We start from the raw sequence: 13,734 nt of genomic DNA on the forward strand, positions 1-13,734 counted from the left end.
TGCGTTGAGTGGCCACTTATGAGTCTTGCGGGGTCACGTCCCTGCGTTGCGGGGTCACCTTCCAACGATGCGGGGTCAGTTCCTACCGCCGCGCCGTCGCGAGCCTGAGCCTCCAGGCCCGGGGCGCCGCCGCGACGAGCAGGCCCACGACCGCGACCGCCGTGCTCAGCGCGAGCCCGGGGAGGAAGACGGTGAGCATCGCCGCCGCGTCAGCGACCCCTGCCCCGCCTCCGACAGAACCCCCGCCGTCCGCGGCGTGCCCGCCGGCGGCGACGATCGCCGTCGTCACCGCGAGGACGAGCGCCGCGCCGACCTGCGTGCTGGTCTGGATGAGCCCGGCCGCGAGGCCCTGCTCGGAGTCGTGGATGCCGGCGGTCGCCTGGACGTTGATCGCCGGGAACCCGAGGGCGAACCCGACGCCGAGCAGCAGCACCGAGGGCAGGATGTCCACGACGTAATTCGGCGAGGTGTCGATCTGCAGGAACCACAGGTATCCCGCGGAGAGCGAGATCAGGCCCGTGATGATGAGCCGCGTCGCGCCGAAGCGGTCGATGAGCCGCCCCGCGAAGGGCGCAGAGCTGGCCACCATGAGCCCTGCCGGGAGGAGCGCGAGGGCCATCGCGAGCGGTGCCCAGCCGAGAACCGACTGCAGGTACAGCGTCACGATGAACTGGAAGCTCAGGTACGAGCCGAACAGGGCCACGGCGGCGATGTTCGCCCGCGCGACCCAGCCCTCGCGCAGGATCCCGAACCGGATGAGCGGGTGCCGCACCCGCGACTCGATCACCGCGAACGCCGCGAGCACGGCTGCGGAGAGCGCGAAGCCGCCGATCGTCTGCGGAGACGACCACCCGGCGTCGGGCGCCGAGACGACGGTGAAGACGAGCCCGAGCATGCCGAGCGCGAGGGTGACGGCGCCCCAGACGTCGTGCCCGCCATCGGCCGCGGGCTTGTCCCGCGGGATGTAGCGCAGGCCGAGGACGATCGCGGCGACGGCGATCGGCACGGAGAAGAGGAAGGTCCAGCGCCAGGAGAGCGCGGTCATGAGCCCGCCGACGACGAGCCCTAGCGAGAAGCCCGAGGCGCCGAAGGTCGTGTAGATCGAGATGGCGCGGTTGCGCTCGCGGCCCTCGGCGAACGTCGTGGTGATGATCGAGAAGCCGGTCGGCGCGGTGAACGCCGCCGCGAGGCCCTTGACGAAGCGCGTCGCGATGAGCAGCGCCGGGTCGCTCACGAGCCCGCCGAGCAGGGACGCCGCGGCGAAGACCGTGAGCGCGATGAGGAAGATCCGGCGGCGGCCGAGCAGGTCCGCGAGCCGCCCGCCGAGCATGAGCAGGGAGCCGTAGCCGAGCACGTAGCCGGACACGATCCACTGCAGCGCGCCCGTGCCGAGGCCGAGCTCGTGGCCGATCGATGGCAGGGCCACGCCGACCATCGAGACGTCGAGCCCGTCGAGCGCGAGGACCACGCAGAGGGTGGTCAGGAGGAGCCACTGCGCGCGGCTCCAGCGCACGACGGCGCCAGGCCGGGTCGAGCTTCCGGCGGTGGGAGTGGGTGGGAGTGCAGTCAGGGACGAGAGATCCTGTGCCATGCCGACGACAATACATGACGCATCATTGAATGACCAAGAAAAAGATGACATGGAAAAATATTCCGCTGTCTTGGTACACTGGGGGGCATGTCCACGGAGGCCAGGCCCGAGATCATCGACCAATGGCGCGCGCTGCAGTGCGTGTACCTCAAGACGTCGAATGCGCTGGACCGAGAGCTCTCGGCCCAGCATGGGATCGGGCTCAACGAGTTCGAGACCCTCGACCTGCTCTCGGAGCGCAGCGAGGAGGGCTGCCGGATGAAGGACCTCACGGCGGTCTCGCCCATGACCCAGAGCGCGCTGTCCAAGATCGTCGACCGGCTCGAGAAGGCCGGCTACGTCACGCGCGCGGCGTGCGCGGACGATCGTCGCTCGCTCTACGTCGGGCTCACCGAGGCCGGCTGCGCCGTGCACGCCAAGGCCGCGGCGCTGCACCGCGAGCTCCTCGAGGCGAACCTGGCCGGCTGAGCCCAGGGCCCGGGGTCACCTCCCAACGTTGCGGGGTCACCTCCCAACGTTGCGGGGTCATGTCTCAACCTTGCGGGGTCATGTCTCAAGGATGCGGAGGCTATGTCCTGAGGATGTTGGGCGCCGCCTGTGCCGGCATCTCCTGCACAGGTGACCCCGCAACGCAGGGAGGTGACCCCGCAACGCAGGGAGGTGACCCCGCAACGCCCTGGGGTCGGATGGGGCCGGCTCAGCCGTGGCTGCCGCCGCGCTTGGCCCGCTCTGCCGCAGCGCCGTGCCGGGCGCCGGCCGACCGGGCCGCCTTCTCCTCCGCCGCGGCCTTGACCCGCCGGGCCTCCTCGCGCACGGCGGCCATGCTCGCCCGCTCCTCCTGGAGCCACTGCGGCCGGTCCTGCAGCAGCGCGGTGATCTCCGCCGTCGTGAGCGGCTCGGTGATGCCCGCCCGCGCGAGGCCCGAGATCGAGACGTTGAGCTTCTGCGCGACCACGGGCCGCGGGTGCGGTCCCTGGGCCAGCAGCTCGGACAGCCACGCCGGCGGGTTCTGGCGCAGGGCGTCGAACTCCTCGCGCGTGATGTCGCCCTCTTGGAATTCCGCGGGGGCCGCGGGCAGGTAGATGCCGAGCTTCTTAGCGGCAGTGGCCGGCTTCATGGACTGGGAGGCGCTGGCCTTGGGGTTCGAGCTCATGCATCAAGCCTAGCCGGGCTACCGTTGACGCATGGAGTCCCCCGAACCCCTCAAGATCGCCTTTGTTGCGGGCGTCGCCCCCGGCAAGTGGTTCCACCGCTGGGAGGACCGCTTCCCCGAGGTGCCGCTCGCCTCGGCGATGGTCGACGACGGCGAACAGCTCGCCGTCCTGGGCGACGGCCGGGCGGACATCGCCTTCGTGCGCCTGCCCGTAGGGGACGAAGACAGGGAGCGCCTGCACATCATCCCGCTCTACGAGGAGCTGCCGGTCGTCGTCGCGCCGAAGGGCCACGAGATCCAGGCCTTCGATGAGATCCCGCTCGCCGAGGTCGAGGACGAGCTCTTCGAGTACGACGGCGGGCCCTCCGAGCGCCTCGACCTCGTCGAGGGCGGGGCGGGGCTCGCGATCATGCCGATGTCGGTCGTGCGGCACTTCAACCGCAAGGAGCTCCGCTACCGGCCCGTGACCGGGGTCGAGCCCTACGGGGTGGGGGTCGCGTGGCTCAAGGACAACGAGTCCGAGGCCATTCAGGAGTTCATCGGCGTGGTCCGCGGGCGCGGGGCGAACAGCTCCCGGCAGGCGTCCGTCCAGCGCGGCCAGCAGGAGGCCGCGAAGGAACGTCGGGCCGAGCGCGCCGCGTCGCAGTCCAAGGAGGCCAAGGCGCGCAACGACGCCAGCCGCGCTGCCAAGGCGGCCCGCGGCGGCCGGGGCGGCGCCAAGGGGAGGCCTGCCGCGGGGAAGGGCAAGCGCCCGGGCGCGGCCCGCCGTCGTCCGCGCTGAGCGGGCCGGAACCTGTACCACCGGCGCGCAGCGGCCTATTGTGGGCAAGATGGAAGAACCCCGGACGAGGGAACCGACGATCAGCACCGTCCCGGCCAACAAGGCATCGTGGGAGGACCTCGAGTCGATCTTCGGGCGGCGCGGGGACCCCGCACGCTGCCAGTGCCAGTGGTTCAAGCTCGCCGCCCGAGAGTGGCGGGCGACCCCGCGCGAGGCCCGCGCCGACGCCCTGCGCGAGCAGACCCGCTGCGGGAGCCCGCGGGCCACGTCGACCTCGGGCCTCGTCGCGTACCTCGACGGCGAGCCCGCCGGGTGGTGCGCCGTCGAGCCGCGGACCGCGTACCCGCGGCTCGACGGCATGAGAGTCCCCTGGGCGGGCCGGGACGAGGACAAGGACGACGATGGCGTGTGGGCCGTCACGTGCTTCGTCACCCGGGTGGGCTACCGGCGACGCGGCGTGAGCGCGGCGCTCGCCGCCGCGGCCGTGGATTACGCGCGCTCGCGCGGGGCGCGGGCGATCGAGGGCTACGCGATGATCACCGAGCCCGGCCGAGAGATCACGTGGGGCGAGCTGTACGTGGGGAACCGGAACGTCTTCGCGGACGCGGGCTTCGCCGAGGTGAGCCACCCGTCCCCGCGGCGCGTCGTCATGCGGATCGACTTCGCGGCCGCGGACGCGTAGACCCTACGGACACGGTCGGCGTCCGGGATACCCTGCTGGGAAGGCAGGGGGCGGGGGGAGCCGACGTGCCGGGCGGGCGAACAGGCCGCCGCGGCGGGAGCGTCGCCGAATGCGGGGGAGGTGGTCCTTGGACAAGCTGCTGGACGTCCTTGTGCTGGGCAAACGCAGCTTCCACGACCTGAGCATGCGGGGCCGGGTGGTCCTGAGCCAGATGCCGCTGAACCTGACCCTGGGGCTCGTGTGGGGGATCATGGCGTTCGTCCACGAGGAGCCCATGCACCTCGAGTTCCTCGTCGGCCAGGGGCTCGGGATCCTCCTGCTCGGGCTGTGCGCCGCGCTGCCGTGGGACCGGATCCCGTACGGGCTCTTCCTTGTCATCCCGTTCCTCGATCTCATCCCCATCGCCCTCGTCCGCGCCTCGGCGGCCGACGTCGTGCCCGGGCTCGGGCTGCTCGCCGTGTTCCCGATGATGTGGCTCGCGGGCTCGGGCATCCACCCCAAGATCATGGTCCCCGCCGGCGGCGTCGCAGTGCTGCTCATGGTCTGGCTGCCGCTGCTCGGCCGCTCGGATCTCGGACTGCGGGACCTCGTGGGCGAGCTCGTCACACCGTTCCTCATGCTCGCGATCGCCGTGGCCGTGTCCGTCATGACCAAGAGCGGCATGGAGCAGCAGAGCCACATCGCCGAACTGCTCGAGCGCTCGGAGATGCGCGAACGCATCCTCGAGACGATCCTCGACACCGTGGACGTCGGCGTCGTCGCCTTCGACGCGGACGGCCGCGACATCCTCTTCAACCTCAGGCTGCGGGACTTCTACCGCGCGGCGCTCCCAGAGGGCGCGGACGACGCGCCCGAGGCCGAGCTCGTCGTCGTCGACGAGGCGACGGGCGAGCTCGTTCCGCCCCGCCGCCGCCCGGCCGCGCGGGCGATCGCGGGGGAGGTCTTCACCCACGAGATCGTCCGGCTCGGGCGCGGGAAAACCGCCCGCACGGTGTCCGTCTCCGCCCGGCCGCTGGGCGGCGCCGAAGCCGGCCCCGCCGGAACCGTCCTCGCGTTCTCGGACGTGACCGACGTCGTCGCCGCCGTACGGGCGAAGGACAGCTTCGTGGCGAGCATGTCCCACGAGTTCCGCACCCCGCTCACGAGCATCCGGGGCTACGCCGAGCTCCTGCTCGACGATCCGGCCCTGCCGGCGGGGGCGCGGGCGGACGTCCTCGTGATCGACCGCAGCGCCCGGCACCTCCAGCTCATGGTCGACGAGGTCCTCGCGGCGGCCACGGGCACGGTCGCCTCGGTGCTGTGGACGCCGATCGACCTCGCCGAGCTCGTCCGCGAGGCCGCCGCGAGCGCGACGCCCGAGGCCGCGAGCCGCGGGATCTCCTTCCAGGTCCGCACGTCGGGAGACGTGCGGCTGCACGGGGACCGGACGGCGATGATCCGCACCGTGGACAACCTCGTCTCGAACGCCATCAAGTACTCGGGCGACGGGCGCGAGGTGCGGCTCTCCACTGCCCGCGAGAACGGATGGGTGGTCCTGACCGTCTCCGACGACGGCATCGGGATGTCCCAGGCCGATGTCAACAGCGTCTTCACGAGGTTCCACCGGAGCTCGGCCGCGAAGGTTGCCGGGATTCCCGGCATCGGCCTCGGCATGGCGCTCGCGCGCGAGGTCGCCGAGCAGCACGGCGGCCGCCTCGAGTGCGTCTCCCGGCTCGGTGAGGGGACGACCTTCACCCTGCGGATCCCCGGTGCGTCCATGCCTCCGCAGCCCTCTCCCGGGGCGGGGACGCAGGCCGGCCGTGCCGACTGACGCGCGCCGGCACGCGTACGACGGCGGGCCGTCGCCGTCCGCCGGCTTGCCCGCCTTCCGCCTCGGCCAGGGCCCGCCGCTGGTCGTCCTGCCGGGGCTCGGCGCCCGGCATGCGGTGCCCCACGGGCTCGACCGGGCGGCCGAGGAGCGGCCCCTGCGCGGCCTCGCGCAGGCCCGGGAGGTCTGGTGGGTCGGGCGCCGACCGGGCCTTCCGCCCGGGACCACGATGGCGGACATCGCGGCCGACTACGCCGTCGCGCTGGCGGGCTTCGGCGGACCGGTCGATGTCCTCGGCTTCTCCACCGGTGGCTCAGCCGCGCTCCAGCTCGCCGCGGACCACCCCGCCGTCGTCCGGCGCCAGGTCCTCGTCTCGGCGGGCTGCCGCCTCGGGCCCGAGGGCCGCGCGGGGCAGCGGGCTGTGCTCGCCCGGCTGGAGGCCGGTGACCGCCGCGGCGCGGGCGCCGAGATGATGCGGCTGCTCGACGTGCGGCCGGTCGCGCGCCAGCTCGAGGGGTGGCTCGGCTGGCTCGTGGGGCCGCTCATGTTCCACGGCGCGACCGCGGACCTCGCCGCGACGATCCTCGCCGAGGATGCGTACGACCTCACGGCGCGGCTGCCCGGGATCGCGGTGCCGACGCTCGTCGTCGGCGGCGACGAGGACGCGCCGTACGGCGCCGGCGTCTTCCGCGAGACGGCGGGGGGCCTCCCGCGCGGGGCGCTGCGGCTCTACGCGGGCCGCGGCCACGTCGGCGCCCAGTACGCCCCGGGCTTCGCCGAGGACGTGCTCGGATTTCTTGAGGGCGGCTGAGCACTGGGCTCTGGCCCCGCCGCGCCGCGGGGCGTATGGTCCTCGCAGGCCATGCCTCCGCTGCCGGGCGGTGCCCCATGGCCGCGAGGAGCGCAGCCATGGGCATTGTGTCGTCCGGCTTCCAGGGCCGCCGGAAGAGGGACCTTCCGGGCGTGCCGCCAGGGCAGTACGTGACCGAGGACTTCCCCGTGCTCTCGGCCGGCCCGACACCCAGGATCGAGCGCGACGACTGGGTCTTCTCCCTCAGGACGGAGAGCGGCACGGGCCGGCACTGGGACTGGAACGTCTTCATGTCCCTGCCGCAGGAGGACGTCACGGCGGACCTGCACTGCGTCACGAGTTGGTCGAAGCTCGGCACGCACTGGCGCGGCGTCCCCGTCGACGCCGTGCTGAACGGCGTCGATACCCAGGCCGAGTTCGCGCTCTTCTACTCCTACGGCGGCTACACGACAAACCTCCCGCTGTCTGACGTGCTCGGGGGCAGGGCCTGGCTCGTGCACGAGTTCGACGGCGCAGACCTCCCGCCCGAGCACGGCGGCCCCGTCCGGCTGCTCGTGCCCCACCTGTACCTGTGGAAGAGCGCGAAGTGGGTCCGCGGCGTCGAGCTCATCCCGCAGGACCGCCCGGGCTTCTGGGAGAGCAGGGGCTACCACCTGCACGGGGACCCCTGGCGCGAGGAGCGCTACGGGTGAGCGGCGCCTGGAACGTCGCCGACGTCGTCGGCCTCCGCGACGAGACGCCGACGGCGCGCACTATCCGCCTGCGCCTGCCCGTCCCCGTGCGCGTCCTGGCGGGGCAGCACGTCGACCTCCGGCTCACGGCACCGGACGGGTACCAGGCCGTCCGCTCCTACTCGGTCTCGGCCGGCATCCCGCCGGACGGGCTCGAGATCACGGTGGAGGAGCTGCCCGACGGCGAGGTCTCGCCGTACCTCGTGCGGGACCTCGGGGTCGGCGACCAGGTCGAGGTCCGGGGTCCCGTCGGCGGCTGGTTCGTGTGGCGGCCGGAGGACGACTCGCCGGTGCAGCTCATCGGCGGCGGATCCGGCGTCGTGCCCCTCATGGCCATGGTGCGTGCGCACCAGATGGCCAGCCACTCGTCCCCGCTGAGGCTGCTCTACTCGGTGAGGAGCCCGGAGGCCGCCGTCTTCCGCCACGAGCTCGAGTCGCTCGCGCAGGCGTCCGGGACCTTCGGGCTGCAGTGGGTGTACACGCGCACCGCACCGGACGGGCAGCCCGTCGGGCGGCTCGACGCGGAGACGCTCGGGGCGAGCGTGCTGGACAGCGGGGCGGATCCGGCCATCTTCGTGTGCGGGGCCACGGGCTTCGTCGAGGCTGTCGCGGGCTGGCTCGTGGATCTGGGCCACGCCCCGGACCGGATCAAGACCGAGCGCTACGGCGGGCTGGGAGGCGCATCGTGAGCGAGTGGACGGGGCGGCCTGCCGAGCGGAGCGCCGAGGACGACTACCTCGACGGCAACGCCCTCGCTGGGCCGCTCTCCGAGGTCTTCGCGATCGACATCACCGCCGCCCTCGGCACGTGCGGCACCTGCGGCGACAGGCGGGCCGTCGCCGAAGCCCACCTCTACGTCAACGCACCCGCGAAGATCCTGCGCTGCCCCTCATGCGGCGGGGTGCTGCTGCGGCTCGACGAGCGGGGCGGGCGGGTCATCCTCGACCTCAGCGGGTTCACGCAGCTCACCATCGAGGTCCGGTAGCCCGGGCCTTCGGGCGCCGCTCAGGAGCCGAGGCGCCGCAGCAGCGCGTCGAGGACGGGCACTTGGCCCTTGACGAGCCGTTCGCGGGCCTCCGCCTCGGGGACCCACTCTGCACGATCGATCTCCGGGAAGTCGCGCAGGATCCCGGACCCTTTGGGCCACTCGAGCGGGAAGGTGTTGCTCACGATCCGCTCGGGCCGGAAATCCGCCTCGCCCGCGAACACCGTCACGATCTTCCCCGAGGGCTGGCGGAAGTCGCCGAGCCCCACGTAGTCCGCTTCGGGCGGCGGCGTGCCCATCTCCTCGGCGAACTCGCGCTTCGCCGCGACGAACGGGTCCTCGTCCGGGGCGTACTCGCCCTTCGGGATCGACCACGCCCGGTTCTCCTTGCGCGCCCAGAACGGCCCGCCCATGTGCGCGATCCACACCTCGAGGCCGCGCGTCCCGTCCAGCCGGTACAGCAGGAGGCCAGCGCTCGTCACGGTCATCGTGTCTCCATGGAGCCAATTTAGCCGTCGAGCCAATCTAACTGTCGAGCCAATCAGCCTTGGCGCAGCCTCGGCAGAGGAACGGGTGCCGGGTATGACCCCGGCACCCATCATGGATTCGGCTTCTGGTCTTCTTCCGATCTGCGGCGGCGTCACCGCCCCTTCTTGCCGTTGCCCTGGCCGCCCCGCTGCTGCGGCTCGGACTGGGGCTCGGACTGCGGAACCGACTGGGGTTCCTGCTTGGGCCCGGCCGGCACGAACTGGAGCACGACGTCGGAGACCGACCCGGGATAGCGCTCTTCTGCGGGCGCGTGCGCGGCCTCCCACGCCTGCTGGGCGACGACCGAGGCGTTCTCGGACGGCCCGTCGGCGGCGGGAGCATCGACGTCGGCGGGTTCGTCGACGTCGTCGGTGTCGTCCGCACCGTCCTCGGGTGTGTCGTCTGCGTCGTCCGCCGGGTCGTCGACGTCATCAGCGTCGTCCTCCGGGGCCTCGGTCTCGGGGTCGTCGACGTCGGGCTCGTCGACGTCGTCGAGGTCGACCTCCGTCGTGTCGACGTTCGTGGTCACCGGCTGGTCCGCCGAATCGTCGCCGGGGGCCGCAAAGGCAGCCGCCCCGGCGCCCCCCAACACGACCGCGCCAGCGGCGGCGGCGCCGATGAAGAGCTTGCGAGTGGCATATCTGGACATGACATCTCCTGTCGTGATCAAGTCCCCCATCACGCTGAGATTGCATGTCCATCGTGCGCAGCCCATTCCAGCGCTGTCACGCAGGGCGTGACAGATTTCGCAAATCCCAAAGAAAAACGTTGTCAATTGATTTCTCGGGACTTGACATCCGCAGCCAACTAAAGCCTGGCTGCGAGCGCCACCGGGCTCGGGTTGCCGAAGCGGTGCGCTGTGATCGAGACGGCCTGCTCGCGCAGGAACGGCAGGAGCTCAACCCGCCCCGCGGAGACCACGGGATGCGCGTACAGCGCGACGTCCGGCATCCCGTCCACGGCCTCGGCGAGCGCCCGGACGGCGGCGCCCGATGCCTCCGCATCCCCGGCGATGAGGCGGACGCGCCCCGCGCCGAGTCGCGCGGCCCGCACGAGCCAGGCCGCCGAGTCCTCGACCTCCACGCCCGCGCCGTGCTGGCGCAGCACCTCCCCCGTGCGCCCGGGAAGTACGACGGCGCTGCTCACCGAGAGCCGCGACCCCGCCCTGAGGGCGGCAGCAGCGATCCGGAGCAGCTCGGCCACGCCGTGGCCCGACGTCCCGGCCTCGAAGCGGACCGTCATCGGCACAGGGCGGTAGCGGAACACGTTGCGCTCGCACGTCAGGCCCGTGACGTCCTGGGCGGCGCCGAACTCCGCGGCCCAGGCCGCGGCGTCCGAGCCGACCGCCGAAGCCAGCCACGCGGCGTCGTCCGCGGAGAGGCCGGCGCCGACGGCTGCCCGCGCGGCGCCGAGGAGCTCGACGGCGGCGTGGTGCAGACCGCGCCCACCCGCCGGGGTGCCGGGCTCGCGCACCGGGGCGTCCCGCCACGAACCGAGGCCCACGAGGTAGTTTGGCCCGCCGGCCTTCGCACCCGCCCCCACGGCAGACCTCTTCCACCCCCCGAAGGGCTGCCGCCTGACGATCGCGCCCGTGATCCCGCGGTTGACGTACAGGTTGCCGGCCTCAAGGTGCTCCGCCCAGTAGCCGATCTCGTCGGCGTCGAGCGAGTGCAGGCCCGACGTGAGGCCATAGTCGACCTGGTTCACGAGGGCGACGGCCTCCTCGAACGTCGCGGCCGTCATGACGCCGAGGATCGGGCCGAAGTACTCGATGCGGTGGTACTCCGAGCCGGGCCGGACGCCCGAGCGAACGCCGGGACTCCAGAGCTTGCCGGTGTCGTCGAGGGGCCGCGGCTCGAGCACCCAGGCCTCGCCCTCGCCGAGGGCCGTGAGGCCGCGCAGCAGTTTGCCCTGGGGCGGCTCGATGACCGGGCCCATCTGCGACCGGGCGTCCCACGGGTAGCCGATGTGCAGCGACTGGACCGCGTCGAGGAGCTGGTTGCGGAACCGGCGTGAGGTCGCGACCGAGCCGACGAGGACCACGAGCGACGCGGCCGAGCACTTCTGGCCCGCGTGCCCGAAGGCCGAGGCCGCGACGTCCCGCGCGGCGAGGTCGAGGTCAGCGCTCGGGGTCACGATGATCGCGTTCTTGCCCGAGGTCTCGGCCAGCAGCGGCAGATCCTTGCGGAAGGAGCGGAACAGCCGCGCGGTCTCGTACCCGCCCGTGAGGATCACGCGGTCCACGCCCGGGTGCGCGATGAGCGCCCGGCCGAGGGTCCGGCCAGGCTCGCCGGCCGGGAACTGCACGAGCTGGAGCACGTCGCGGCCCACGCCCGTCTCGGCCGCGGTCGCGTCGAACGCCTCCCACAGCGCCTCGACCATGACCGCGCCAGAGCGCCGGGCCTGTTTCGCGGGCTTGAGGACGACGCCGGAGCCCGCGGCGAGCGCGGCCAGGGTCGAGCCGGCCGGGATCGAGACCGGGAAGTTCCATGGCGGCGTCACGACGGTCAGGCGGGACGGCACGAACTCGGCCCCGTCGACGGTGTCGAGCTCGCGGGCGAGCGTCGCGTAGTAGCGCGCGAAGTCCGCGGCCTCGGAGACCTCGGGGTCGCCCTGGTCGAGCGTCTTGCCGCACTCGCTCGCCATCGCCTCGAGGAGCTCGGCCCGGCGGGCCTCCAGCGCGCGCCCAGCGGCGTCGAGCACGACGGCGCGCTGGGCACCGGTGAGGGCGCCCCACCGCCCGCCTGCGGCCGCCGCGGCGAGCACGACGGCGTCGAGCCCGCCCTCGGCGCCGATCTCCGCGGCGTCCGCCGTGTCGACGCCGATCCGGGACGATGCAGAGCGGGCGATGATGGCGCGGCCCCACTCCCGGTTGCCTGGGAGGTCCGGATCGGTGTCGGGAGTGTTGGCGAACCCCTCCACACGATGAGGGGTCACCTCCCTGCGATGAGGGGTCACCTCCCTGCGATGAGGGGTCACCTCCCAGGCTTGCGGGGTCAGATCCCTAGCTTGCGAGGTCAGATCCCTGTGATCCGTGGTCAATGTCTGCGGATTGACCCCGGATTCTTGGGAGGTGACCCCGGATTCTTGGGAGGTGACCCCGGATTCTTGGGAGGTGACCCCGGGTCGCAGGGAGGTGACCCCGGATTGGCGGCGGTCTTGGGTGCGGTGCGGAGCAGGGACCGTCCGCCGGCCGTCGGCGTCGGCGAAGGGCGGGGCGTCGAGGGCGGACAGCGAGGCGAGGAAGCGCCGCTTCTCGCGCTCGAAAAGGGCCGGGTCCGACCCGAGGCCAAACACGGCGGACATGAAGTTCTCCGGGCTCGCGCCCTCCTCGAGCCGGCGGACGAGGTAGGCGATCGCGACGTCGAACTCCCCGGGGTGGACGACAGGGGTGTAGAGGAGGAGGTGCCCGACGTCCGCCAGGACGGCCTGCGCCTGCGCCGGGGCCATGCCCAGGAGCATCTCGAACTCGACCTGGGCTGTCTGCCCGCCCAGCCCGCCCACAGTGATCCCACGGTCGACCCCGCGGGCCTTCGCGAGCAGCCACGCGAGGGCGACGTCGAACAGGTTGTGCCCCGCGATGCCCACGCGCACATGGGCGAGCCGCTCGGGCGTGAGCGCGTAGTCGAGGACCGCCTTGTATGAGGTATCCGTCTCCTGCTTGGTGTGCCACGTCGCGAGCGGCCAGCCGTGGACCTCGGCGTCGACGCGCTCCATGGGCCGATTCGCGCCCTTGACCACGCGGATCTTGATCGGCGCGCCCCCGGCCGCGACGCGCCCCGCGGCCCATTCCTGGAGGCGCATCATCGCCCCGAGGGCGTCGGGGAGGTATGCCTGCAGCGCGATCCCGCCCTCGAGGCCGCGGAACTCCTCACGCCCGAGCAGCCGTGTGAACACGGCGATGGTCAGGCCAAGGTCCTTGTACTCCTCCATGTCCAGGTTGATGAACTTCGGCGTCCCCGACGGGCCGCCGGCCGCCGCGAGACGGTAGAGCGGGGCGAGCGTGTCGGCGATGTGCTCGACGGCCTCGTCGAAGGCCCAGTGGCTGTGGGGCGCGACGGTCGCGGAGACCTTGATCGAGACGTAGTCGACGTCGTCGCGCTCGAGGAGCCGGCGCGTGCCCTCGAGCCGCCGGGCCGCCTCACGCTCGCCGAGGATCGCCTCGCCGAGGAGGTTGAGGTTGAGCCGCACCCCCGGCCGGCGAATCCTCGCGATGGCGGGTCCGAGCCTCTCGTCCGAGGCGTCGACGATGAGGTGGCCGACCATCCCGCGCAGCATGCGGCGCGCGAGGGGGACGACGACGTGCGGCAGCGCCGGGGCGAGGGCACCTCCGAAAGCCACGGCCCGGCGCAGGGGCCAGGGCAGGAAGTCCGGGGACGTCCGCGCGAGGGAGCGGAGGTTGCGTGCGGCGACGCCGAGGTCCTCGGGCCGGACGACGCCGTCGACGAAGCCGACGGCGAACGCGAGGCCTCCCGGGTCCTTGAGCACGGCGGCGAGCCGGGCCGCCGCGGGATCCACGGGGAACGCGGCCGCGGCGTCGAGCCACGCCCGGACCTGTGCCACGGCGGCGTCGGCGAGGTCCTGCGGGCGGACAGCCGCGCCGTCCGCGGCCGCGCTCGTGGGCTGCTGATCGCCGGACGCCGGCGCCGGTGTGTGCTGGCCCAT

The 13,734-nt window shown here is 72.7% G+C and carries 13 protein-coding genes; 8 read left to right on the forward strand and 5 right to left on the reverse strand.

Annotation, left to right across the window (positions count from 1 at the left end; all coding sequences use genetic code 11):
• Window positions 1-82: 82 nt before the first annotated feature.
• Complete coding sequence (locus tag BV907_RS03200; protein WP_077488203.1) at window positions 83-1,591, reverse strand: MFS transporter; 1,509 nt, start codon at window positions 1,589-1,591, stop codon at window positions 83-85.
• Between the two features lie 87 nt (window positions 1,592-1,678).
• Here BV907_RS03200 and BV907_RS03205 point away from each other — a divergent pair, with 87 nt between their 5' ends.
• The gene (locus BV907_RS03205; protein ID WP_077488204.1) at window positions 1,679-2,059 is read left to right on the forward strand and encodes a MarR family winged helix-turn-helix transcriptional regulator; all 381 of its coding nucleotides are present in this window, start codon (window positions 1,679-1,681) and stop codon (window positions 2,057-2,059) included.
• A gap of 229 nt (window positions 2,060-2,288) precedes the next feature.
• On the opposite strand, the gene BV907_RS03210 is transcribed toward BV907_RS03205, so the two are convergent.
• Window positions 2,289-2,708 carry a DUF5997 family protein gene (locus BV907_RS03210; RefSeq protein ID WP_175637359.1) on the reverse strand — a complete coding sequence of 140 codons (420 nt, stop codon included), beginning with the start codon at window positions 2,706-2,708 and terminating at the stop codon, window positions 2,289-2,291.
• 67 nt (window positions 2,709-2,775) lie between these two features.
• Between BV907_RS03210 and BV907_RS03215 the strand changes: the two genes are divergently transcribed.
• From BV907_RS03215 to BV907_RS03245, 7 genes are all read left to right on the forward strand, one after another.
• The gene (locus tag BV907_RS03215; RefSeq protein ID WP_077488207.1) at window positions 2,776-3,525 is read left to right on the forward strand and encodes a LysR substrate-binding domain-containing protein; all 750 of its coding nucleotides are present in this window, start codon (window positions 2,776-2,778) and stop codon (window positions 3,523-3,525) included.
• Between the two features lie 49 nt (window positions 3,526-3,574).
• Complete coding sequence (locus BV907_RS03220) at window positions 3,575-4,207, forward strand: GNAT family N-acetyltransferase (protein WP_077488402.1); 633 nt, start codon at window positions 3,575-3,577, stop codon at window positions 4,205-4,207.
• Between the two features lie 127 nt (window positions 4,208-4,334).
• Entirely contained in the window at window positions 4,335-6,017 is a 1,683-nt protein-coding gene (locus BV907_RS03225; protein ID WP_077488208.1) for a sensor histidine kinase, read from the forward strand.
• Complete coding sequence (locus BV907_RS19275; RefSeq protein ID WP_077488209.1) at window positions 6,007-6,825, forward strand: alpha/beta fold hydrolase; 819 nt, start codon at window positions 6,007-6,009, stop codon at window positions 6,823-6,825. Before BV907_RS03225 ends, BV907_RS19275 begins: the two co-directional genes overlap by 11 nt.
• Before the next feature lie 98 nt (window positions 6,826-6,923).
• Complete coding sequence (locus BV907_RS03235) at window positions 6,924-7,517, forward strand: molybdopterin-dependent oxidoreductase (RefSeq protein ID WP_077488210.1); 594 nt, start codon at window positions 6,924-6,926, stop codon at window positions 7,515-7,517.
• Window positions 7,514-8,245 (forward strand): ferredoxin reductase, encoded by a 732-nt coding sequence (locus BV907_RS03240; protein WP_217697877.1) that lies wholly within the window; start codon window positions 7,514-7,516, stop codon window positions 8,243-8,245. Before BV907_RS03235 ends, BV907_RS03240 begins: the two co-directional genes overlap by 4 nt.
• A complete protein-coding gene (locus BV907_RS03245; protein WP_077488211.1) occupies window positions 8,242-8,541 on the forward strand; it encodes a DUF6510 family protein in 300 nt (99 codons plus the stop codon). The genes BV907_RS03240 and BV907_RS03245 overlap by 4 nt, the downstream gene beginning before the upstream one ends.
• Before the next feature lie 20 nt (window positions 8,542-8,561).
• Here BV907_RS03245 and BV907_RS03250 read toward each other — a convergent pair whose 3' ends face one another.
• The 3 genes from BV907_RS03250 to BV907_RS03260 form a co-directional block, all read right to left on the reverse strand.
• The gene (locus tag BV907_RS03250; protein ID WP_077488213.1) at window positions 8,562-9,029 is read right to left on the reverse strand and encodes an NUDIX hydrolase; all 468 of its coding nucleotides are present in this window, start codon (window positions 9,027-9,029) and stop codon (window positions 8,562-8,564) included.
• A 152-nt stretch (window positions 9,030-9,181) separates the two neighbouring features.
• Complete coding sequence (locus tag BV907_RS03255; protein ID WP_077488215.1) at window positions 9,182-9,718, reverse strand: hypothetical protein; 537 nt, start codon at window positions 9,716-9,718, stop codon at window positions 9,182-9,184.
• A gap of 158 nt (window positions 9,719-9,876) precedes the next feature.
• Window positions 9,877-13,734: a proline dehydrogenase family protein gene (locus tag BV907_RS03260; RefSeq protein ID WP_077488216.1), complete on the reverse strand. Its 3,858-nt coding sequence runs from the start codon at window positions 13,732-13,734 to the stop codon at window positions 9,877-9,879.

Source organism: Sinomonas mesophila (assembly GCF_001999765.1).
In the GTDB taxonomy this organism is placed as follows: domain Bacteria; phylum Actinomycetota; class Actinomycetes; order Actinomycetales; family Micrococcaceae; genus Sinomonas; species Sinomonas mesophila.